The organism is Streptomyces rhizosphaerihabitans (assembly GCF_025399795.1).
Taxonomy (GTDB): Bacteria; Actinomycetota; Actinomycetes; order Streptomycetales; family Streptomycetaceae; genus Streptomyces; species Streptomyces rhizosphaerihabitans.
Map to the genome: position 1 here is coordinate 1 of NZ_JAODTZ010000029.1, position 19,127 is coordinate 19,127.

A 19,127-nucleotide genomic window follows, 5' to 3' on the forward strand; every position below is an offset into this window, starting at 1 on the left:
TGGACGCCAGGGGCCGCGTCTGCTCGGCTCTGCCTGGGCCGATGGCGGACGGGATGGGAGCTCCCCGCGCACGCCACACTCGGTCGGCACTCGCAGACGGCGCCCCCGCCATCTCGGAGCCTGAGCGCCCCCGCCGGAGGCATGTTCTGACCGGAGCACTCCGTGTCCAGGTCTCTACTCATGGGCCGTCGCTTGCTGCGGCCCCAGGGGCCGACCCCGGCGCCGAAGGCGCAGAGGGGTCGGGCCCCAAGGGCCAGCCCGCGCTCGCGCGGGCACTTGAACCAGTAGAGAAAGTTGTTACTCAGGCTTCGGCTGGGATGCGCCACAGGGGAGCGGCGTATTGCTCCGGGCGGCTACTGAGCAGTAGTGCTCTGAGGTCTTGGCGCTGCTTGCCGCTGAGGCCGAGGGCTTCGGTGATCCTGCGGAACGTCGTGTGTGTGATGCCGCGGTCGCGGGCCTTGGCTTCGAACTGGTTGAGTTGGCGGAGTGTCGCTTCCGGGTCGAGTTTCTGTTCTGGCTGGCTGCCGAGCCAATTGGCCTTGTTGCGCTCGTAGTCGATCTCCGAGTATCCGCAGACCTCGCGGCTGTGCTGCTCTGCCTCGGCAAGGGTCTCCGTTGCGAGGATGGCGCGTGCGAGCTCGTTGCGGTTGAGGGCGTCATCCAGGTCCGCTTCGTGGACGGTGGGGCCTTCGTCGGTGAGAGGGACCGGAAGGCCGGCGTCTCTGACCTCGCAGAGGCCGCGTACTCCGCGGGCGGTGGCGGCCAGCATCGCGGTCGCCTCGGACGGGTGCCACTCCAAGACCGAGCTGATCGGTTCGACGTGCCCGGCCGTGAGTGTCAGGGCTGCCGGGCCCATGCGGTCGGTCAGCAGCTCGGCCGGGAGCTCTCCGTCCAGGCCGGGCCCGGCGACCAGGAGCCGTACGGGTGCGTTGACTTGGCAGCATGCGGACAGAGTGAGGGCGTCGCCGAGTGGGCTGCGCAGGGTGGGTTCGTCGCCCTTGGCGAGGATGTCGCCGCCCACGTCCAGGAGGTCGATGGACTCGGGGGCCAGGTGTTCGATGAGTTCTTCGAGCTGGCGTGTGATGCCCTCGGCGCCGTGCATGGGGTCGATCAGGGCGAAGGTGTGGGGGAGTTCGGCTGCCAGGCGAGGGAGGGTCGAGCCTGCGGGGGCGATGGGCTTCGCGTCGGCCGGGACGGTCCAGACGCTTCGTGTGAGGGGTCGTAGGCCCGTGAAGTTCGCCGGCCCTCGTGGTCCTGGCACCGGGTCGATCAGGAGGCGGTCCCACGCGTAGGTGAGGATCACCGCCGGACTGTCGCCGCCTCCGTAGAGGGCTGCGTCGAGCATTGCGGCGGCGACTGCGTCGCCCCCTCCTCCTGCTGCCACGATCAAGCGGGTCACCCTCGCAGCGTACGGGTTCCCCTGCTGGCCACTCACCCTATAGTGGCTACTGGTCATAGCCACTTAGGGAGGGGCTCCGATGCCGCAGATCGAAGAGACCCAGCCCAAGTACCTCCAGATCGCACACCACATCCGCGATCAGATTCTGCGAGGCGACTTGAGGCCTGGCGACGAGGTTCCTTCGGAGCGCCAACTGGCCGCGGACTGGAGCGTTTCACGCCCTACGGCGGCGCGGTCGCTGGAGGCCCTGAGTCACCAAGGTCTGGTGGAGAAGCGTCAGGGGTCGGGCACCTACGTGCGGGGCCTCGCGGTGAATCGGCGTGCTCGGGAGCTCTACGGTCGCGCCAAGCAGACCGGCAAGATCTACACGCCGGGCGAGTACGCGGTGATCACCTCCGCCGGCTGGCTGGAAGCCCCGGACTATGTGGCCGATGCGCTGAGTCTGGCGGCCGGCGCCCGAGCTGTTCATCGGCGCCGGGTGACCAAGAACGAGTCCGGCCCCATCACGATCTCGACGTCGTGGTTCGGCGTCGATGTCGGCGAGCGGGCCCCCAAGCTCCTTGATCCTGAACGGATTCAGGAGGGGACGCTCATGTACGTCGAGAGCATGACGGGTCGCCAGGGAAGCTATGCCGAAGACCGGATGTGCGCCCGGCTGGCGACCGAGGACGAGGCCGCTGACCTCGAACTTGAGCCCAGAGCAGCCGTCCTGATTGTCCATCACGTGGTCTATGACATGCAGGATCGGCCTCTGGAGTTCGCCGAGGCCACGTACCCGCCTGGGCGTTGGGCGTTCGAGCAGGGTTACCCGATCAGCTAGAAAGTCGCGGCTCTCTTCGCGAACCGCTTGTGGCTTCGAGTGGTTAATGCCACTATCCAGTAAGTGGCTAAGGCCACTTGACCGGAAGGGGCACGGACGTGAGCCAGGAGTGCGGGGAGTTACGGCACGTCTCGCGGGAAGCGGTCTGCCGTGGATGCCAGGGGCGAGGGTGGAAGCACGTCGGCTCCCGCTCGGCCCTGGCGCTCTCCGCCGCTGACGCTCGCGTCCGTGCTACGTCCAAGCGGCGCTGTCTCGACTGTGACGGCACCGGTAGGGAGTAGTGGCGCTCATGACGGATGCGCGTGAAGAGTCCGAAGCCGCGGTTGCCGGACCAACGCCGATCGGGGGTATGACCCTCTATCCCGTGCCCGAGTCCGTAGCTCGGGCGAGGCGATGGTTCCGGAAGTTCACCGCCCCGTACAACCTGGCCTGCCCGATCGATGACTGCGTACTGATGCTCTCCGAGCTGGTGACGAACGCGATCCTCTACGGGGAGGCCGAAGAACCCTGGCGGGTCCGGGTCGAGTGGTCGCGCCTGGGGGAGTCCCTGCGGGTCGACGTCCACAACCCGGGCTTCCCGGCGGATGTCCGGCTGCGCAGCCAGGGCCAACGATGCGCACGGCCGCGGGCTCTGCCTGGTGAACGCGCTGGCGGACTCCTGGGCGGCCGGCCCCAGCCGCTTCGGTGGAACCGTCGTGTGGTTCCAGATCGACGAAGCCTGGAAGCCGTGAGTCGATCCCGACCTGTGGCGCCCTGCGCGTCCGCGGCTGTTCAGTACCCACTCACGTGAGTAGGCTGGTTGACAGGTTGACTTGGCGGATTCTCACTAGGCGGGGCTATGGCGTACGAGGTGGCTGCACCCAAGTATGTGCGGCTGGCGCAGACGCTCCAGGGGCGTATCGAGGACGGTACCTATCCTCCGGGGAGCCGGGTCCCGAGTGAAAATCAGCTGGTCCAAGCCTTCGGGATGTCCCGGCCTACCGTTGTCCGCGCGCTGGAACTGTTGAAGCGGGATGGCTGGCTGGAATCCCGGCAGGGGTTCGGCACCATCGTCCGAGGGCGGCCGGAAGTGGCCGAGCAGAAGGTCCAGCGCGGTCGGGAGGTACTCGACCGTCAGGAGGATCGGACCCCGGGCCGCCTCGTCGAAGTCTGCCAGGTGCCTGTACCGCCCCGAGTCGCTGGGCTCCTGGGTGTGCCCAGGAAGACTCGGGTGCTCCTTCGGCGGCTGCTGATCGAAGCGGATGGAGAGCCGGTTGAGCTTTCCTCTTCATACTTCCCTGTCGGCCTGGCGGAAGGTACTGAGCTCGCCGACTCGGCTCTGCTCACCGAAGGGCTGCGCGCGCACCTGGAGGCGCGCAAAAAGGTTCGCTTTGACCATGTCACGGAGCGAGTTTCGGCACGTATTCCGAGCAAGGAAGAAGCGGACCTCCTTGAAATGCCCGAAGGGGAACCGGTTCTGGCCGTGCTCGTCCTTGCATGCGACGCGACGGGGCAGGCCTTGCAGGTCACGGATGTCTTGCTGCCCGCTGACCGTCAAGAACTCGAAGAGACCTATCGCCTCGGCTGACCCTGATCGCGGGGGCCTCGGCGTTGTCGTCTTACGCTCGCTGCTGCCTTGTGGCGAACCGATAGATCACGTAGGTGAGAGCCAGGATGAAGTCTGTGGCCACCCAGAGACCGATGATCAGGCCGACCCCGATCGTGGTGCCCACGTCGCCGGCATCCTGGCAGGTCTTCAGGTTGTCGCCTGTCAGGCCTGAGCAGGATTCAGGTGTCCCGTTTCCGCTGGCGGCGCCCGCGATGACCCACACCAGGAAGAGGATCTGCACCGCGAGGAAGAACCAGAAGAAGACCCGGCGACGCTTCTTGGGAGGCGCCGGCGATTCCGCGGATGGCTGGATCGGAGGAGGAGCCTGCTGGGCTTCGCCCCACTGACGCGGTTGAGGCGGTCGCGTAGCGGCTGGTCGTGGGCCCCAGGCCTGCGGTGGCTGGGCGTGCGGGTTCTGGTTGTCGGGGACTTCGCTCATCGCTGGTCCTTCCGGGAGGCGCTGTTCTCATCGTGCGCTTGTGATCGCGTCTGCGCTGCCGCTGAGCCTTCCAAGCGACTTGACAAGTCAACCTGGCGTCTCTAACTTCGAACTTGCTAAGTCAACCTGTCAGGTCGTCTGGCGGGTGTCTACGAAGGAGAAGTTCTGTGCGTGCAATCCGAGTTGAGACCTCGTCCGCGACGATCCTGCTGACCGAGGCCCCTGAGCCGAAGGTCAAGGACCGGCAGACGGGCGAGATCGCCAAGGACGCGGTCAGTGGCGAGGCGCTGATGAAGGTCGGCGTCGTCTACATCGACGAGGGGGAGTCGTCGCTTATCGCGGTGACCGTCCCGGAGAGCGGGATCACGGGCGGCTTGGCCGTCGGAGCTCCGGTCTCCCTTCCCGGCCTCGTCGCTCGTCCCTGGGAGAGCATCTTCAGCGGGCAGGCCCGCCACGGCATCGCCTATCGGGCGGCGGCCGTGGTCCCGGGTGCCTTCCCTGTCGGACAGGAGAACTGATCTCGTGTCCGAGCTGATGACCATGGCCGAGCTGGGCGGACCCCTCGCCTTATTAGGCGGGGCAGTCTACGCCCGGAAGGCGCATCCGGCGATCTACTGGGCCACGGTCGGACTGCCCTCATCGGTGGCCCGGTTGGTCGGCTCGTACAGCTCGACCATGGACGCGTGCGGGCTGACGGTTCAGCCGTCTCGTCTGCGGGCCCTGGCGGTGCGGGCCACCACCCGCTGTGAGGTTCGGCCGGTGCCTCCGCGTCGAGGGTTGATTCGTCCCACCTCCACGGGGCTGCGGGTCCGGCTTCGGCTCGCCCCCGGCCAGGAACCGGCGGACGTGGCGGCCTCGTGTGAGCGGCTGCGGCACGCCTGGGGCGTTCACGCGGTCCACGTTCGCGAGATCAAGCCGGGCGTGGTCGAGCTGCGGTTGGTCGGGTTCGACCTGCTGCGCAAGGTGAAGATGCCTCGCAGGGCGGGGCACGATCTCCTCGCCGTGCCGGTGGCTCTGCGGGAGGACGCGACCGTGTTCGTCCGCGACTACCGGGCCGTTCCTCATGAACTCGTCCTCGGTGCCACCTTGTCGGGGAAGTCGATGTTTCTCCGCAATCTGCTGACAGGGCTGGCCGCTCAGCCGGTCGCCCTGGTCGGCATCGACTGCAAGCGGGGTGTCGAGCTGGCGCCCTTCGCTCCGCGACTGTCGGCGTTGGCCACCGACTCCGACGAGGCCGCCGAACTGCTGCCCGTCCTCGTCCAGGAAATGGAGGACCGCTACGACCTGATCAAGGCGCGGCAGGGCATCGCGCCCGGCACCCCAGACGAGGAGATCACCTCTGACGTATGGGGACTTCCGGACGACGAACGGCCGCCGCCCATCGTGAGTACAGGAAGCTGCTGCCCTGCCAGTAGCGGACGGGGCAGCAGAGAACACCGGTGATCCAGACGATCACCGTTCTGGCACGGATCTGGCACGCGGCGAGTAGTCGTGGCGGACAGCAAAAAGGCCCGGGTCGATGACCTGGGCCTCTGTCATGGAGCGGGTGACGAGAATCGAACTCGCACTCTCAGCTTGGGAAGCTGATGTTCTACCACTAAACTACACCCGCGCAAGACGCCGGTTGAGCCGGTGCCGAATGCTCGCTCACTCTACCTCATGCCCGGCCTCCGGCGCCGAAGCCGTGGGGCCCGCTCGTGTTTCGGAGGGCGGATGCGGCTGCGTGGGACCGGAGTTGGGGCGTACGGTGGGGGCGTTGAAGTGGGTCCGGGTGGGGTCGGAGTGCCGCCTGGAGAGCCGTCTCTTTCATCCCGTAATGTGGCTTTCCTCGTCAGGGCATCAGCCTGACGTGGCTCTTGGGGAAGGGACTCTGGGACTTGATGGAGCACACCGTCGTCCGTTGTGCCGAGGGGCACGTGTTCAGCACCGCTTCGTTCCCGATGCAGCAGGCCGAGCGGCTCGGCCCCGGCCGGCTGCTCCGGTGTCCACGGTGTGCCCGGCTCCGCAGTGTGGTGCTGGTCGCCTTGGAGAAGGCAGTGACCGAGCAGTAGAAGCGGGCGCAGTCGCTACAGCGTCGTAGCGGTGGCGTCGTAGGGGTGACGTTGCAGTGGCGACGTCGAAGTGGTGACGTCGTAGTGGTGACGGAAATGCAGTGGCGTCGTAGCGGTGAAGGAGCAGTTCGGGCGCGCGGGGTCGTCACGATTGTGGTGGCTCCGCGCGCCTTGCGTATCCTCAGGGCGTGCTTCTCTCAGACAAGGACATCCGGGCCGAGATCGACGCCGGGCGGGTCCGGATCGATCCCTACGACGAATCCATGGTGCAGCCGTCGAGCATCGACGTGCGCCTCGACCGCTACTTCCGGGTGTTCGAGAACCACCGCTACCCCCACATCGACCCCGCGATCGAGCAGGCGGACCTCACGCGGCTCGTCGAGCCCGAGGGTGACGAGCCGTTCATCCTCCATCCCGGAGAGTTCGTCCTCGCCAGTACGTACGAGGTCATCTCGCTGCCCGACGACCTCGCCTCGCGGCTCGAAGGCAAGAGTTCGCTGGGACGGCTGGGGCTGGTCACCCACTCCACCGCCGGGTTCATCGACCCCGGGTTCTCCGGGCACGTGACCCTCGAGCTGTCCAACCTCGCGACACTGCCGATCAAGCTGTGGCCGGGGATGAAGATCGGACAGCTGTGCATGTTCCGGCTCAGCTCGCCGGCCGAGTTCGCGTACGGCAGCGATCGGTACGGCTCCCGTTACCAGGGTCAGCGCGGGCCGACCGCCTCGCGGTCGTTCCTGAACTTCCACCGCACCCAGGTCTGAGGCGATGAGCTTGTCTCCCGTGCGCGAGAACCTCAGCTACGAAGGGTTCGGCGTCGCCGTACGCGAACTCGCCCAGACCATCGCGGACGACGGGTACGAGCCCGACATCGTGCTCTCCATCGCCCGTGGCGGCGTGTTCGTCGCGGGTGGGCTCGCCTACGCCCTCGACTGCAAGAACATCCATCTGGTGAACGTCGAGTTCTATACGGGGGTGGGGACGACGCTGGAGATGCCGGTCATGCTGGCTCCCGTCCCCAACGCGATCGACTTCTCCGACAAGAAGGTCCTGATCACGGACGACGTCGCCGACACGGGCAAGACGCTCAAGCTCGTGCACGACTTCTGCGTCGACGCCGTCGCCGAGGTCCGCAGCGCCGTGATCTACGAGAAGAGCCAGTCGCTCGTGAAGTGCGAGTACGTCTGGAAGCGGACCGATGAGTGGATCAACTTCCCCTGGAGCGTGCTGCCTCCGGTGCGTAAGTCGGGGGAGCCGATCACTCCATCGAGGGAAGCCCTCTGACCTGCGGCTGGGCCGTGCGGCCTCGGCGCGCCCCGGGGGGCGGGGTGGTTGCTGAGCTGTACCCACGTGCTGCTTTGATCAGGGCGTGAGGCGTACTGATGATGTGACTGGCGGTAGAGCGGGACCGGGGAGCCTGGCCGTCGTTCTCGGCGGTGCTTCCGTCGTGTGCTGGTTCTGCTGCCCCTTCTGGATGATTGTGTGGCCGCTCGCCCTGCCCATCGGGCTCACAGGCGTTGTCCGGGGATTCATCGAGTGCCGAGCCGCCTCCCGGCAAGGCGTCAGCCGTGCCCAGCCCCTGACCGGTTTGGCGCTCGCGACGGTAGGGACGGCGGCGGCAGTCGCGTACATGATCTTTTTGTTCACGCATCCGGACCTGCCGATCCAGGAGTAGGCCGGTGGAGTCACACCCACCGAGTCGAGTCGTGGCAGGTCGCCGGCCCGCGAGAACTGCGGGGACGCGGGAACCGCGAGAGGGCCCCCGGCTTGGTGCCGGGGGCCCCTCTCGTTCGTATGTCTGTGCGTCTGTATGGGCCGTCCCGTGGTGTGCGGGGAACGCGGAGGCCGCTAGAACGTGCCCAGCTTGATGATCGACAGGATGGCGATCAGCTGAATGGATGACGAGGCGAGGGCCTTGGGCCACGGGAGGTCGTGGGACTTGCCGACCATCAGGGTCAGCAGGGCGCCCGCGGCGACCCAGGTGATCCAGCCCAGGAGCTTGACGAAGGACGCGTCGCCGCCGAAGAACATCGCGACGAGCAGCCGCGGGGTGTCCGTGATGGACATGATCAGCATGGACAGGCCGACCGTGGGCTGCCAGGCGCCGTCGCCGCCGAGCTGGCGGGCCAGCGTGTGGGTGACCACGCCCAGGACGAACGTGCTGAGGACGAGGGCGACGGCGGTCGTCAGGACGATCGGGACGGCGTTCGAGAGGGTCGCACTGATGGCGTCCTGGCGGGCGCCGTCGAAGCCGAAGACCGCCAGCAGGCCGTAGAGGAACGTCACGATCAGGGCCGGGGCCCACATCGTGTAGTCGCGCATCTGGAGGAAGGTCCGGTTAGGGGCCGTCACTATGCCCTTGAGCAGGTCCTTCCAGTGCAGCCGGGGGCCGACCGGCGGAGCGGCCGCCTGGCCCGCGCGGTAGGTCTCGCCCTGGTTGTACGGGTCCTCGCCGATCGAGAAGGCCTGGGTGTGGCCGGGGCTGTTCGCGGCGTACGGGTCCGGGCCCTGCTGAGGGTGACCGTCGCCGAAGTACTCCGGCTCGCCCTGTCCGCCGCCGTGTCCGCCACCCTGGGGCCAGCCGCCCTGCTGTCCGCCGCGGTAGGGCTGACCGCCCTGCTGTCCGCCGTACGGCTGCTGTCCTCCGTACTGCGGCGGCGCGGGCGGATAGCCGTACGGCTGTTGCCCGCCTCCCTGGGAGGGCTGCTGCCCGCGTCCCTGGGGGGCCTGTCCGTACGACGGTTGTTGTTGCGGTCGCGCTTGCGGGGCACGGTTGTCACGGCCGCCGCGTCCGATCCTGAATCCAGCCACGTTATCGAACGTACCTGGTCCCGAAGAGTGACGTGCCCGGCCCGGGGCGACGGGCCCGCCATCGGTGCCGAGCTGTGACATCCCCTAAGGGGTTGTCAGGGGGCGTCAGGGTGGTCGTGCCTGTTGTGCCCCAGGGGCGGTCGGGTGGCGGTGAGCCGAAGACACGGGCCGTGGGGACGGGGGATCCGCAGGCGGGTGCGGGGTCCATGGCCCATGTCTTCCACCCGTGGGTCATCCGGGGTCACCGGAGTCATCTGTGGGTGGTTTCCCACAGGGTCACAGCCAGTGCGGTGCAGGAGGTCACCGCTGCCAGGGACGGGAGTGGCCAGCGGGCGCGTTCGAGGGCGTCCAGGCGGTCCTCGTGTTCGCTGAGCATCTTGTCGGTCTGGTCGACGCGCTGGAGGAGCAGGGCGAGGTCGCCCTGGGTGGTGGCGAAGCCGACATCGACCGAGCGGCGCAGGCGTTCCAGCTCCAGGGCGACTCCTTCCGCTTCGCGTGTCGTCACGTACGGCCCTCCTTGCGCAGCCAGGAGGGCAGGAGACGTTCTACCTCCGGCAGGGCCATGACGCGGGTGAGCGCGGCGGCGATCGCCACCACACCCGCGACGGCGGGCGCGTTCCTGGCCGACGGCTCCCCGGCGAGCAGAGGGAGGAGCGCGACCACGGTCTGCAAAGACGTCCGGAGCGTGCGGCGGGTCGAGTCGCTCATCGGACGGCCCCCTCGGCCGTACGCGGTACCCGCAGCAGGTCCCAGCTCGTGCGCCCGGGGACGCCGTCGGCGGCCGGGCCGCGGTAGCCGAGTGCCAGCTGCCAGGCGGCGTACGAACGGACGTCCGCCGCGCCCCAGACCGGGCCGGGGCCGACGGTGTAGAGGCCGCAGCCCTCGGCGACGAGGCGCCGGCCGATCGCCGTGATCAGTGGGCCGCGGCGGCCGGGGACGAAGTAGGCGGCGCCGGGGAAGGGCTCGTACGACGCCGGGCCGGGGGCCGGCCGGAGGCCGAGGCGGGCGTCGATCCTGGTGCGCATGCCCGGCATGGAGAAGGACGGGTCGATCTTGCGCCGCGTCCACTCCTTGTGGCCGATCACGCTCGCAGCGCTCCAGCCGTGGGCGCGGCACAGGGCGGTCGACAGGCGTTCGGCGGCGTCGAGCTGGGCCGTCGGGTACGGGTCGCGGCCGGTGCCGAGATTCTCGATTTCGAAGCCGTAGAAGTGGGCGTTGCCGTCGACGGCGTCCGGGCCCGGGGCGGGCGGCGGGGTCTTCTCGGCGATCACGGCGGACAGCACGGCGGTGGAGCCGGAACCGGCGTGGTTGGTACGGCCGTAGCCCACCAGGTGTACGTCTCCGTCCTTGGTGATCAGGCCGGTGCAGAGCGGGCCGGGCAGGGCCGCGGTGCCGTCGAGGCAGAGGCGGAGGCTGTCCGAGCCGGCGGTGTGGTGGAGCATCACGCCGTTGACGGGGCCCCAGGGGCCCTTGTGGTCGCGGTTGTGCGTCCGCCAGGCGCCGTGCTCGCGGACGGCGACGCCCTCGGCGCGCAGAGCGCGCACGAGGGCGTCCGGGGTGAGGGGAGTGGCCATGGCGTCCTCAGGTGACGGGGGTGACGGTCACGAATCGGTTGGTGAAGGTCGCGGTGCTGGTGGTGGCGGCCGACTTGTAGGCGAGGGTGGCGGTGTACGAGCTGTTCACCGTCAGGCCGGTCACCTGGAACTGGGTGGTGGCGGAGCACAGGTTGGTGCCGTAGGAGACCGCCGCCCGGGTGTCCGCGGCGGCGAGCGTGACGGTCGTGCCGAGGCGGATGTTGGCGGAGACATAGGCGGCCGTCGCCGCGCTGCTGTTGATCCGGGCGCCCACCGTGACCAGGACCGAGCCGGAGGCCGGGGTGGTGAAGGTGACCGCGGTCGGGTCGCCGGTGGAGCCGGTGAGGGTCTCCACGTACGACGCCGAGGTGGTCGTGCCGGTGGTGGTGTTGGCCTTGTGGACCGGGCCGGGTGCCAGCTGCGCCCAGGCGCTGCCCGTGTGGTACCAGAACTGCTTGGGCGTGCTGAGCCAGACGAACATGCCGGCCACCGGGGACGTCACCTTCGCGTCGCGGGTGGCGGCGTCGGCGAACCGCAGTACGGTCCGGCCGTCGACGGCCTCGGCGAGGGACTGGATGTGCTGCGGGACGTTCGCCGCGTCGGCGGGCTGCGGGTAGGGGAGACTGCCGAGCGGGGTGAGCAGGGCCATGACGGCTTCCTCCTTGGAGCGTACGGGCGGGGGCGGTCAGGTACCGAAGGGCGGCGGGAGCGTGTCGGACGGGCTGCCGCCGTCACCCGAGCGTGCGGTGGCGCTGTCCACGGGCACGGGGGTGGCGGTGTTGCCGTCCTGTGCGGGGTCGTCCGATGCGGGGTCGTCCTGTGCGGAGTCGTCCGGCGCGAGTACGGCCGTGCCGTCGTCCTCGGCGCCCGGCGTGGGCTGGTCGTTCATGCGGCGCCTCCTGGCGGCTGGAGCAGTTCGCGGTAGCTGAGCCTGCTCTGCGTGAGGTCGTCCAGGGTCGGGAACTGCGCGGCGACCAGGGCGTAGCTGCGCCGGGTGCCGTACTGCGGGTCCACCGGAGCATCGGGCGTGAGGCCGGTGTCCAGGGGGACGCCGTTGTAGGAGGTGCCGCGCAGGGTCAGCGTCTGCTGGGGCACCGAGCCCGCCTGGCAGGTGGTGCGGATGCCTACCACCCAGGCGAGGGTGTCCAGGGCGGCGCCGGTGGTGTCCATCACGCGTACGACGTCGCCGAGCTGGACGCGCGGGTCGTGCAGGACGTCCACCTCGCCGAGCACGGGGACCGGGTAGCGGCCGGCGTCGAGCATGGCGTGGGAGAGGTCGGAGGCCACCTGCCGCTGCTGCACCCAGTCGGTCGCGGGCGCCTGGTAGACCTGCCTGCCGTAGTAGGACTGGCTGGTGGTGTTGTACCAGGCGTACCAGCGCTGCGCCGGGTCCGCGGCCCGCTTCTGCGGCACGATCTGCACGGACGGCTTGCCGTCCTTGGTGACCGTCCACACGCTCGCCGTGCCCTGGTTGACGAACCGGACGATGTAGTTCGGCCCGTCGCGCCGGGAACTGACCGTCACGCCGCCCTTGACCGACGTACCGCCCGTGGCCGCGCTGCCGAAGCGGACCTTGTGCCCGGTCGTCGTGGCCGCGTCGTCCTCGATCTGCGGGGGGCCGACGTCCAGCTCGTCCTCGGCCATGGCGTACGCCACCTCCACCGCCGTGCCGGGTCTGATCTCCCGTACGGCCGTGTCGGTCGTCGTGTCGCCGTTGGCGGCGCGGACGCCGGTGTAGTCCTGGTACACCTGCTCGCAGTGGTTGCGGCAGGCGTCGATCTCCTCGGCGACGGTGAGCGCGGCGATGTCCCGCCGGGTCGTGACGGTGACGTCCGGCTGGGCCGGCACCTTCTGGAACCGGCCGGGGCCGCGCCAGCGGAAGACGCCCTGCTCGTCGAACTCGGCCGTGGACATCGTGGCCCGGGCGATCTCGGTGATCACCTCCCACTGGGAGCCGGAGACCTTCGGCACGTCGAACAGTGGGACCGTGACGTCGTCCAGCTCGGCGCCCTTGGTCCAGCGGCCCCGCTGCTCCCACTCGTCGGCGGTGTAGGAGGAGAGGTCGGGCCACACGTTGTCGGTGACCTGGACGCACTCGACGGCCACGTCCGTCGTCAGGTCGATCCGGTAGAGCTCCGACGGCGGCTGGTAGGCGGGCGTGGTGTTGAAGGTGGCGGGGCCGAGCGCGAGGAACTCCCCGTCGGGAGCGGTCAGCCGCGGGACCACGGTCGCCGGTGTGGTGGAGGACGTCGTCCCGGCTCTCGTGTCCACGGTGAAGCCCAGGTGCCAGGCGCCCTTGAGGGACGCCAGCTTCGGCAGCGTCCAGACATAGACCTGCCCGCCGCCGCTGCCGCCCACCGTGCCGGAGGTGATCTTCACGGTGCCGGCGGTGAAGTCGACGTTCAGGGCGTAGTTGCCGTAGGCGCCCGCGCTGCGGTCGAAGACGAGTTTCAGCTCCAGGGCGCTGCCCATGGCACGGGCCGAGTTGGCGTACAGCTCGGCCTGGAAGACCTTGCCGGCCACGACGAACCGGGACCGCGGCATCCAGGACACCGACAGCCCCGCGGCGGTCGGCATCAGGGCCATTTCGTGCGGCGCGCCGTCCCGGATCCAGGAGTACGACGCCGGGGCGGGCAGCGTCTCCGGCTGGCCGTGGGTCGCGTCGAAGCCGCCGTGCAGGGAGGCGTACAGCGCGGTGAACGGTGCCGTGACGTCCGTGGCGGCCGCGGGGGCGCGGGGCGGCGGGCAGGTGTGGATGCCGCCCTGGCGCAGCAGTTCGTCCACGCACCAGGTGGCGCTCGCCACCGGCAGTGCGTACAGCAGGCCGTGGTACGGCCGGGGCAGCTGGGCCGGGCCGCGCAGCCGCTCGGCGCCGTCCAGCGCCTGGACGGTCACGGTGTCCGTGCCGGAGGCCGCGGTGCGGGAGCGGACGGTGCCGCGGAAGGCGGGCAGGGTCGCGCCGAGCAGGCCCGTCTCGTGCACGACGGACTGGCCGGGGCGTACGGCGTCGCCGGTGGTACGACCGGCCCACGCCGAGTACAGCTGCGGCGCGGGCGTCCCGCTCGCGCCGCCGAGCTGCAGTTCCAGCTGGGCGGAGGCGCTGCCGGAGACGGCGCGCAGCGCCTCGGGCAGGTCGGTGCTGTAGGCCCGCTCGACCTTCCAGGACTGCACCTGGGTGCCGAGCTCCCGGCCGCCGCAGCGGGTGGCGTGCGCGGGGGTGCGGTCGGGGGCGGCGAGCGCGTCGTCCAGTGCCGGGTCAGAGCTGAGCACCGCGCACCTCCACCAGGTCGAGGCCGACGTTCCGGTAGGGCAGCGGGGCGGCGGGCACGTCGGTGTAGGCGGTGACGCTCATGGCCGGGCAGCCGTCGCCGAGCGAGAACGCGGTCGTCGGCTCGCCGATGGTGAGGCAGGCGCCGGCGAGCCCGAAGAGGCCGGTGGCGCCCGGTCCGCCGAGCGGGGTGACGAAGGCGGCGCCGGCCGGGGCGGTCCCGGTGACGCCGCTGTCGTTCGCGGACGTGGAGGCGAGGTACGACCCGTCCACGGCCTTCCAGTCCAGCTGGGCGGTGGCGGTCGCCGGGTTCCAGTCGGCCGGCAGCAGCCACGACACCTGCATGCCGGGCATCACCGGCCATCCGGTCCAGACGCCGTGCCGCCAGCCGAGGCGGCTGGTCGCGTCCTGGAAGTCGGCGACGGCGGTGTCCGCGAGGGAGGGGCTGACGGCGATCGTGCCCTGCACGGTGAACCAGTGGTCGGTCCCGCTGGACTGGGTGCTCTGCGCGGTCGCCTGGTACGGGTCGAGCAGGTTCACGGACGCCGGGTCGAGCAGGGCGAGCGGTCCGTACGAAGGCTGCGGACCGCCCTGGAACCCGGGCTCGTTGACCCGGCGGGCCAGGCGGGTGAGGTGCTGGGCGTCGGCCGGGGGCAGGGCGTCCCAGGACAGTTTGATACGGCGCACGGTGCGTGCCGTCGCGAGGGTGGTGATGTTCCCTTCGAGGGACTTGAACTCGGTGACGTTCAGATCGGCGGTGCGGTCCCAGCTCTTCGCGGCCTGGGCGATCTCCCGCATGAATCCGGGCCGTCCGATCCACAGGTTCCTGGCCATGGTCTCTCCCTCACCTCCGGGCGAGCTGGCGCTGTCCGACGAGGACGGCGCGGGCGATGACTTGCGAGTCGACCTCGACGTGCACGGGCCGTTCGGAGAGCCTCTCGACGGCGGCGGCGAGCCGGTGCATCCCGCCGCCCGAGCCGAGTACCCGCTCCAGCTTCGACAGCGGGATGACGGCCTCGGGCTCGCCGGCCTCGGCGAGCAGCGCGAGGGTGCCGCCGCGGCGGGCGGGCACGACACCGCCCTGGGCGAGGGTGGGGATGTTGGGGAGCATCGGCAGATGGATGCCGAACTCCCGGCCGCCGAAGTGGGGCACCCAGTCGGGGATCTTGACGTGGATCCGGTTCAGGGCGCCGATCATGGCGTTGAGGCCGCCGATGTAGGCGCGGGGCAGCGCGGTGAAGGCGTTGATGATGCCCTTCAGTACCGACTTGATGGGCCCCGCGTGGTTCTTGATCGCGCCGTAGATGGCGTTCCAGGCCCACTTCACGCCCTTGGCGAGGGCGGCGGAGACCTTGTCCATGTTGATGAACTGGGAGATGAGCGGGGCGAGCAGGGCCATGATCAGCCCGAAGGCGTTGGCCTTCATGGCGGTGTTGAGGCCCTTCTGGGCGAGGCTCGCGCCCTTCAGTCCCGTACCGAACCCCTTCATCGAAGTCCCGCTCGTCGTCGCCTTCTTGCCGGCGTTGCCGACGGACGTCTCCACGGCGTCGGACTGGCGCTTGACGTCGCGCAGGGCGTTCTTGGCGCCTCCGGAGGAGGTCTTGAGGTGGTCGAGGGAGGTCTTGAACTTGTTCGTGGAGGCGACGGACGCGCCGAGCGCGCTCTGTGCCCCTCGTGAAGAGGACTTGATGGAATCGATGCTCTTCCCGCCCTGGGCCGCGGCACCGTGCAACTGACGGGCGGACGACGACGCCTGGGCGGCGGCGTTGCGGAAGCGGGCGAGGGACTGGGTGGCCGTGGCCAGGCTGCTTGCGAGAGACACGGGGGTTCCTTCCTCCTGGGCCGGTCGGCGATCAGGCGATCTGGGCCGCGGCCCGCTGGGCTTCCTTGTGTAGATCGCTCAGCGATCGGCTGAGGGCGACAGAGGCGCTGCGCATGTTTTTCAGCCGGTCGATTTCGAGCTGAGTCATGGGCACCTGGCCACCCGTTTTCGGAGGGGATCCCACGCCGAAGAACTTGTCGTTCTTCAATTCCAGCTCGTACCTGGCCAGCAGCTTCTTTCCCAGGACGTCCCAGTTCAAGATCTTGTTGAGGCCGAGAGCCGTCAACACCGCGACGGTGGCCGGAATCCAGTCCTTCTTGAGCAGATTCGTGATGACGTCGGACAGCCCGGACAGGGGCAGCGATTTCTCCAGGGCGCCCGGCTCGTCCTCTTTCTTCTTGTCGTCCTTTTTTTCCTCCTTGGGCTTGGTAAAGCCCTTGATCGCGGCGTCGAAGTGCGCCTTGGTGACCCATGTGCTCTGCTGGCCGGACAGGAGCGTTTTGACTTCGGCCACTTTCTCGTAGACATCTTCGGTGGTACGGTCGGTCACTTTTTCCGCCTTCGGTTCGAGTGGACAGGGCGGCACTCCCGTTTCGCCTGGCGCATTTGCTGGTCGCTCGTTCTGTGAGTGGCTTAAGGTCGTGGAACGGCCGATGTGAGGCGGCACTCGTGGAGGGGGCTGGGAGCATGCTCGACGGGCTGCGTGAATACGCGCCGGGTGTCCTGATCTTTGGAATCCCCGTTCTGGGCGGGGCGTTCACGTTCATCTGGCGCGACGGGGCGCTCAGGCGCCGGGGAATCACCGTGCGTGCTCTGTGTGTCAATCAGGGCCAGGACAAGGATGGCGCCGTGGCTCTGCGACTTCAGTACGAGGTCGACGGCGAGCAGTACCTCATCAACACCCAGAACTACACGTTCCCCCCGGCCGGAATCGGGCAGCGGGTGGATGTCGTCTACGATCCCCGGCGCCCCCAGTTCGGGCTGATGACCTCCGAACTGGGCCGCGGTTTCGTGCCCTGGATCGTCGGAGGCATCGCGGCCGTGCTGCTCGTGCTGACCGGGATCTCCTACATATGACCCGCCCTCACGCGAAGAACCGGTGAATCTCCCGGAGTGAGGGCAGATCGTCCCCGGACCGGCCGTCACCGGGCCGGTCCGAGGAGGGTTCGTCCTCGGGGCCCGGAGCCGGACCGCCCGGCCGCGGCACCGGCTGCGGATAGTCCGGTGCCTCGCTGTCCTCGTCGCGGTTGACCACGGCGAACATCCAGTTGGCCTCGGCGAGTTGGTCGGCTAGGTGGGCGAGCAGGTGGTCGGTCACGGACCACTCGGAGGCCTCACCCTGTACTTCCCGCAGCAGTGCGCTGTCCCGCGGCAGGTGCCGGATCAGCACTGCGAGCCGGCGGGAGGTGAGCCGGCCGCGGTGCCAGTCCAGGAGGTCGACGCCGTAGTGGCGGAGCAGGTCCGCCTCCAGGGCCTCGGCGTGCTCTTCGACGAGCTCGCCGAGGCTCAGTCTTCCCCCAGGCCCAGCCCCGTCTCCTTGCCGTAGGTCTCCAGGATCGCGGCGATGTCCTGCATGGTGACGTCGTGCTGCTCGAAGCGGGTGAACTGCTGCTCGCCGAGGAGGAGTCGGAGCAGTCCGTCGACGTCGTTGTCGTCGAGGTCGCGCAGCTTGCGCGCGGTGGTGCGGGTGAGTTCGGTCGGCAGCTCGAAGCTGTCGCCGTCCAGTTCGAAGGTCCATTCGCGGCCGAGCGCTTCGAGGCGCTGGGCCCGAGCGGCGTTGACGTCGAATCCGGACATCGGGGCTCCTTGTGTCGGTTGCGGGCGTGCTGAAGGGGCGGCCCCGGCGCCCGCGGAAGGGGGGCGGGCGCCGGGGCCGGGGAAGGCGGCGTGGACTAGGCCAGCGCCGCCGGGTCGTTGACCAGCCAGGTCGCCATCGGCTTGGTCGGGTCGTCGCCCGACAGCGCGGTGAAGGTGACGCCGAGCTTGACCGCGCCGGTGCGGCTGAGCGACAGCTCCTCCACCTCGGAGACGGCGCCGTACGGGACCACCAGCCGGTAGCGCAGGTCCTTGGTGCCGTTGTTGTCCGCGAAGTCGATGGCGAGGGCCCGCTGGTCCTGGCCGCCCGGCATGCCGCCGATGTCGATCTTCTGCGCGGTGGTCTCCGTCTGGGAGCCCGCAGTGACGACCGAGGTCGACGGGAGCCCCAGGTAGAACGGGAACGTGTCCTTGTTGACCTGCATCAGCTGGAACTTCAGGGTCAGGTCCCGGTCGGAGAGGATGAAGCGCGCCGGGGCCATCGACTGCCAGGTGTCGACCGGGTCGTTCTTGTCCTTCTTGTTGAACTTGACCCCGTCGGAGGAGGTGAAGCCCAGGTTGACCCACGGGGCGGCCAGCGCGGTGGTCTCCTTGACGGTGGTGCCGGCCGGGGCCCACCAGACGTTGCCGGCGCCGGCGATGCGGATCTCGGTGTTCTTGAAGCCTGCCATGTGTGTGCTCCTCGGGAAGAATTCCTCGGGAAGAAAGGTGAAGTGGCTTACGCCGGGCGGATCGACAGCCGGAGGGTGGCCAGGTAGCGGTTGCCGGCCGGGCGGTTGTAGTCCGGCAGCCAGCGGGGTCCGTCCGCCTCGTCGACGTCGGTGACCAGCGCGGTGCCGTAGCGGGTGCCCTGGAGTTCCAGGGCGCAGGCGCGGGCCGCGTTGGCCGTGACGAGGGCGGTGGTCTTGTCCGGGCCGTACACCTCGAGGTCGACCAGCGGCCGGTCGAGGTTGAGGTCGTCGATCCAGGCGCCGCCGGCGCGGGAGACGAGGACGACCTGCTGGGTGCCGTCGAAGCCTGCGGGCGGCCTGTTGTCGACCGTGGTCCCGGCCATTTCGGTCCGGTTCTTCAGGAAGTCGACGACGAGCCGCTCCACGTCGGGGAAGTTCAGGATCGCCACACGGGTGCTCCCTTCGGGAAGAGGGGTCCCGGATTCCGGGCAGCAGAAAGCGGCAGGTCCGCCGCCCGGGATCCGGGCGTGGTTCTGCCGCTGCTTCGAGTGTGACGGTGTCTCCTGGTTCTCGCAACTCACCTTTTTTCAGGGGGAGTTGAGGCCCAGGTAAACGAAAGGGCCCCGTCGTGGCGAGCGACGGGACCCCGGTTCGTCGTGGGCGTGGACCAGTGGATGCGGGCGGTGGTCAGCGGTTGCCGCGCAGGCGGTTCGTCGTGCGCTCGGCGGCGAACACGTCCTCCAGCCGGTACAGCTGGCGGCGGCCCTGTGCGCCGGCGGGCCGCAGATGCCCGCGCTGCACCCACTTGCGGATGGTGGCGGAGGTGACGCCCGCCTCGGCGGCGGCCAGCTCGGAGGTGACCATGGGGG

24 protein-coding genes, 1 tRNA gene and 2 pseudogenes are annotated in these 19,127 nt (G+C 69.3%); 9 read left to right on the forward strand and 18 right to left on the reverse strand.

Annotated features, from left to right (window positions below; genetic code table 11):
• Positions 1 to 301: 301 nt before the first annotated feature.
• Complete coding sequence (locus N4G66_RS26240; protein ID WP_261706762.1) at positions 302 to 1,390, reverse strand: DUF1152 domain-containing protein; 1,089 nt, start codon at positions 1,388 to 1,390, stop codon at positions 302 to 304.
• Positions 1,391 to 1,478: 88 nt separating this feature from the next.
• On the opposite strand from N4G66_RS26240, the gene N4G66_RS26245 reads away from it, so the two are divergent.
• The 3 genes and pseudogenes from N4G66_RS26245 to N4G66_RS26255 all read left to right on the forward strand — a co-directional run bounded on the left by N4G66_RS26245 (position 1,479) and on the right by N4G66_RS26255 (position 3,786).
• A complete protein-coding gene (locus tag N4G66_RS26245) occupies positions 1,479 to 2,219 on the forward strand; it encodes a GntR family transcriptional regulator (protein ID WP_261706665.1) in 741 nt (246 codons plus the stop codon).
• 289 nt (positions 2,220 to 2,508) lie between these two features.
• Positions 2,509 to 2,950: pseudogene (locus N4G66_RS26250) on the forward strand (ATP-binding protein).
• A 107-nt stretch (positions 2,951 to 3,057) separates the two neighbouring features.
• Entirely contained in the window at positions 3,058 to 3,786 is a 729-nt protein-coding gene (locus tag N4G66_RS26255; RefSeq protein ID WP_261706666.1) for a GntR family transcriptional regulator, read from the forward strand.
• A gap of 31 nt (positions 3,787 to 3,817) precedes the next feature.
• On the opposite strand, the gene N4G66_RS26260 is transcribed toward N4G66_RS26255, so the two are convergent.
• Complete coding sequence (locus N4G66_RS26260) at positions 3,818 to 4,246, reverse strand: hypothetical protein (protein ID WP_261706667.1); 429 nt, start codon at positions 4,244 to 4,246, stop codon at positions 3,818 to 3,820.
• Between the two features lie 167 nt (positions 4,247 to 4,413).
• Here N4G66_RS26260 and N4G66_RS26265 point away from each other — a divergent pair, with 167 nt between their 5' ends.
• Together N4G66_RS26265 and N4G66_RS26270 are read left to right on the forward strand one after the other, a co-directional pair.
• Positions 4,414 to 4,764: an SCO3933 family regulatory protein gene (locus tag N4G66_RS26265; RefSeq protein ID WP_261706668.1), complete on the forward strand. Its 351-nt coding sequence runs from the start codon at positions 4,414 to 4,416 to the stop codon at positions 4,762 to 4,764.
• Positions 4,765 to 4,780: 16 nt separating this feature from the next.
• Positions 4,781 to 5,632 (forward strand): annotated as a pseudogene (locus N4G66_RS26270) (FtsK/SpoIIIE domain-containing protein); the annotation flags it as partial.
• A gap of 152 nt (positions 5,633 to 5,784) precedes the next feature.
• On the opposite strand, the gene N4G66_RS26275 reads toward N4G66_RS26270, so the two are convergent.
• Positions 5,785 to 5,858 (reverse strand) — tRNA-Gly (locus N4G66_RS26275).
• Positions 5,859 to 6,126: 268 nt separating this feature from the next.
• Between N4G66_RS26275 and N4G66_RS26280 the strand changes: the two genes are divergently transcribed.
• The 3 genes from N4G66_RS26280 to N4G66_RS26290 all read left to right on the forward strand — a co-directional run bounded on the left by N4G66_RS26280 (position 6,127) and on the right by N4G66_RS26290 (position 7,581).
• The gene (locus tag N4G66_RS26280; protein ID WP_261706669.1) at positions 6,127 to 6,297 is read left to right on the forward strand and encodes a hypothetical protein; all 171 of its coding nucleotides are present in this window, start codon (positions 6,127 to 6,129) and stop codon (positions 6,295 to 6,297) included.
• A gap of 188 nt (positions 6,298 to 6,485) precedes the next feature.
• Positions 6,486 to 7,061, forward strand: a complete 576-nt coding sequence (gene dcd / locus N4G66_RS26285) for a dCTP deaminase (protein WP_261706670.1) — start codon at positions 6,486 to 6,488, stop codon at positions 7,059 to 7,061.
• A gap of 4 nt (positions 7,062 to 7,065) precedes the next feature.
• Positions 7,066 to 7,581 carry a phosphoribosyltransferase gene (locus N4G66_RS26290; RefSeq protein ID WP_261706671.1) on the forward strand — a complete coding sequence of 172 codons (516 nt, stop codon included), beginning with the start codon at positions 7,066 to 7,068 and terminating at the stop codon, positions 7,579 to 7,581.
• A 564-nt stretch (positions 7,582 to 8,145) separates the two neighbouring features.
• Here the strand turns inward: N4G66_RS26290 and N4G66_RS26295 are convergent.
• The 10 genes from N4G66_RS26295 to N4G66_RS26340 all read right to left on the reverse strand — a co-directional run bounded on the left by N4G66_RS26295 (position 8,146) and on the right by N4G66_RS26340 (position 16,322).
• On the reverse strand, positions 8,146 to 9,189 hold the full coding sequence (locus N4G66_RS26295; RefSeq protein WP_261706672.1) for a Yip1 family protein: 1,044 nt from the start codon (positions 9,187 to 9,189) through the stop codon (positions 8,146 to 8,148).
• Positions 9,190 to 9,358: 169 nt separating this feature from the next.
• On the reverse strand, positions 9,359 to 9,613 hold the full coding sequence (locus tag N4G66_RS26300; protein ID WP_261706673.1) for a hypothetical protein: 255 nt from the start codon (positions 9,611 to 9,613) through the stop codon (positions 9,359 to 9,361).
• A complete protein-coding gene (locus N4G66_RS26305; protein ID WP_261706674.1) occupies positions 9,610 to 9,816 on the reverse strand; it encodes a hypothetical protein in 207 nt (68 codons plus the stop codon). The genes N4G66_RS26300 and N4G66_RS26305 overlap by 4 nt, the downstream gene beginning before the upstream one ends.
• Complete coding sequence (locus N4G66_RS26310; protein WP_261706675.1) at positions 9,813 to 10,682, reverse strand: peptidoglycan-binding protein; 870 nt, start codon at positions 10,680 to 10,682, stop codon at positions 9,813 to 9,815. The genes N4G66_RS26305 and N4G66_RS26310 overlap by 4 nt, the downstream gene beginning before the upstream one ends.
• A 7-nt stretch (positions 10,683 to 10,689) precedes the next feature.
• Positions 10,690 to 11,331, reverse strand: a complete 642-nt coding sequence (locus N4G66_RS26315; protein ID WP_261706676.1) for a hypothetical protein — start codon at positions 11,329 to 11,331, stop codon at positions 10,690 to 10,692.
• A gap of 36 nt (positions 11,332 to 11,367) precedes the next feature.
• On the reverse strand, positions 11,368 to 11,571 hold the full coding sequence (locus tag N4G66_RS26320; RefSeq protein ID WP_261706677.1) for a hypothetical protein: 204 nt from the start codon (positions 11,569 to 11,571) through the stop codon (positions 11,368 to 11,370).
• Positions 11,568 to 13,952 carry a hypothetical protein gene (locus N4G66_RS26325; protein WP_261706678.1) on the reverse strand — a complete coding sequence of 795 codons (2,385 nt, stop codon included), beginning with the start codon at positions 13,950 to 13,952 and terminating at the stop codon, positions 11,568 to 11,570. Before N4G66_RS26325 ends, N4G66_RS26320 begins: the two co-directional genes overlap by 4 nt.
• On the reverse strand, positions 13,939 to 14,784 hold the full coding sequence (locus N4G66_RS26330) for a hypothetical protein (protein WP_261706679.1): 846 nt from the start codon (positions 14,782 to 14,784) through the stop codon (positions 13,939 to 13,941). The genes N4G66_RS26325 and N4G66_RS26330 overlap by 14 nt, the downstream gene beginning before the upstream one ends.
• Before the next feature lie 10 nt (positions 14,785 to 14,794).
• Positions 14,795 to 15,772 carry a hypothetical protein gene (locus tag N4G66_RS26335; protein WP_261706680.1) on the reverse strand — a complete coding sequence of 326 codons (978 nt, stop codon included), beginning with the start codon at positions 15,770 to 15,772 and terminating at the stop codon, positions 14,795 to 14,797.
• 31 nt (positions 15,773 to 15,803) lie between these two features.
• On the reverse strand, positions 15,804 to 16,322 hold the full coding sequence (locus tag N4G66_RS26340) for a hypothetical protein (RefSeq protein WP_261706681.1): 519 nt from the start codon (positions 16,320 to 16,322) through the stop codon (positions 15,804 to 15,806).
• 299 nt (positions 16,323 to 16,621) lie between these two features.
• Between N4G66_RS26340 and N4G66_RS26345 the strand changes: the two genes are divergently transcribed.
• Positions 16,622 to 16,849, forward strand: coding sequence for a hypothetical protein (locus N4G66_RS26345; protein ID WP_261706682.1), 228 nt, complete (start codon positions 16,622 to 16,624; stop codon positions 16,847 to 16,849).
• Between the two features lie 7 nt (positions 16,850 to 16,856).
• Here N4G66_RS26345 and N4G66_RS26350 read toward each other — a convergent pair whose 3' ends face one another.
• From N4G66_RS26350 to N4G66_RS26370, 5 genes are all read right to left on the reverse strand, one after another.
• Positions 16,857 to 17,162, reverse strand: coding sequence for a hypothetical protein (locus tag N4G66_RS26350; RefSeq protein WP_261706683.1), 306 nt, complete (start codon positions 17,160 to 17,162; stop codon positions 16,857 to 16,859).
• Positions 17,163 to 17,278: 116 nt separating this feature from the next.
• Positions 17,279 to 17,569: a hypothetical protein gene (locus tag N4G66_RS26355; protein ID WP_261706684.1), complete on the reverse strand. Its 291-nt coding sequence runs from the start codon at positions 17,567 to 17,569 to the stop codon at positions 17,279 to 17,281.
• A 95-nt stretch (positions 17,570 to 17,664) separates the two neighbouring features.
• Positions 17,665 to 18,258: a phage tail tube protein gene (locus N4G66_RS26360; protein ID WP_261706685.1), complete on the reverse strand. Its 594-nt coding sequence runs from the start codon at positions 18,256 to 18,258 to the stop codon at positions 17,665 to 17,667.
• A 47-nt stretch (positions 18,259 to 18,305) separates the two neighbouring features.
• On the reverse strand, positions 18,306 to 18,707 hold the full coding sequence (locus N4G66_RS26365) for a hypothetical protein (protein ID WP_261706686.1): 402 nt from the start codon (positions 18,705 to 18,707) through the stop codon (positions 18,306 to 18,308).
• Between the two features lie 238 nt (positions 18,708 to 18,945).
• Positions 18,946 to 19,122 carry a helix-turn-helix domain-containing protein gene (locus tag N4G66_RS26370; protein ID WP_261706763.1) on the reverse strand — a complete coding sequence of 59 codons (177 nt, stop codon included), beginning with the start codon at positions 19,120 to 19,122 and terminating at the stop codon, positions 18,946 to 18,948.
• Positions 19,123 to 19,127 lie beyond the last annotated feature (5 nt).

What these genes read in the sequence shown, in the direction of transcription:
- N4G66_RS26360 (WP_261706685.1), bottom strand. Translation starts at nt 18,258, where the DNA reads ATGGCAGGCTTCAAGAACACCGAGATCCGCATCGCCGGCGCCGGCAAC.
- N4G66_RS26320 (WP_261706677.1), bottom strand. Translation starts at nt 11,571, where the DNA reads ATGAACGACCAGCCCACGCCGGGCGCCGAGGACGACGGCACGGCCGTA.
- N4G66_RS26355 (WP_261706684.1), bottom strand. Translation starts at nt 17,569, where the DNA reads ATGTCCGGATTCGACGTCAACGCCGCTCGGGCCCAGCGCCTCGAAGCG.
- N4G66_RS26310 (WP_261706675.1), bottom strand. Translation starts at nt 10,682, where the DNA reads ATGGCCACTCCCCTCACCCCGGACGCCCTCGTGCGCGCTCTGCGCGCC.
- N4G66_RS26295 (WP_261706672.1), bottom strand. Translation starts at nt 9,189, where the DNA reads ATGTCACAGCTCGGCACCGATGGCGGGCCCGTCGCCCCGGGCCGGGCA.
- N4G66_RS26305 (WP_261706674.1), bottom strand. Translation starts at nt 9,816, where the DNA reads ATGAGCGACTCGACCCGCCGCACGCTCCGGACGTCTTTGCAGACCGTG.
- N4G66_RS26315 (WP_261706676.1), bottom strand. Translation starts at nt 11,331, where the DNA reads ATGGCCCTGCTCACCCCGCTCGGCAGTCTCCCCTACCCGCAGCCCGCC.
- N4G66_RS26290 (WP_261706671.1), top strand. Translation starts at nt 7,066, where the DNA reads ATGAGCTTGTCTCCCGTGCGCGAGAACCTCAGCTACGAAGGGTTCGGC.
- N4G66_RS26255 (WP_261706666.1), top strand. Translation starts at nt 3,058, where the DNA reads ATGGCGTACGAGGTGGCTGCACCCAAGTATGTGCGGCTGGCGCAGACG.
- N4G66_RS26370 (WP_261706763.1), bottom strand. Translation starts at nt 19,122, where the DNA reads ATGGTCACCTCCGAGCTGGCCGCCGCCGAGGCGGGCGTCACCTCCGCC.
- N4G66_RS26280 (WP_261706669.1), top strand. Translation starts at nt 6,127, where the DNA reads ATGGAGCACACCGTCGTCCGTTGTGCCGAGGGGCACGTGTTCAGCACC.
- N4G66_RS26330 (WP_261706679.1), bottom strand. Translation starts at nt 14,784, where the DNA reads ATGGCCAGGAACCTGTGGATCGGACGGCCCGGATTCATGCGGGAGATC.
- N4G66_RS26260 (WP_261706667.1), bottom strand. Translation starts at nt 4,246, where the DNA reads ATGAGCGAAGTCCCCGACAACCAGAACCCGCACGCCCAGCCACCGCAG.
- N4G66_RS26245 (WP_261706665.1), top strand. Translation starts at nt 1,479, where the DNA reads ATGCCGCAGATCGAAGAGACCCAGCCCAAGTACCTCCAGATCGCACAC.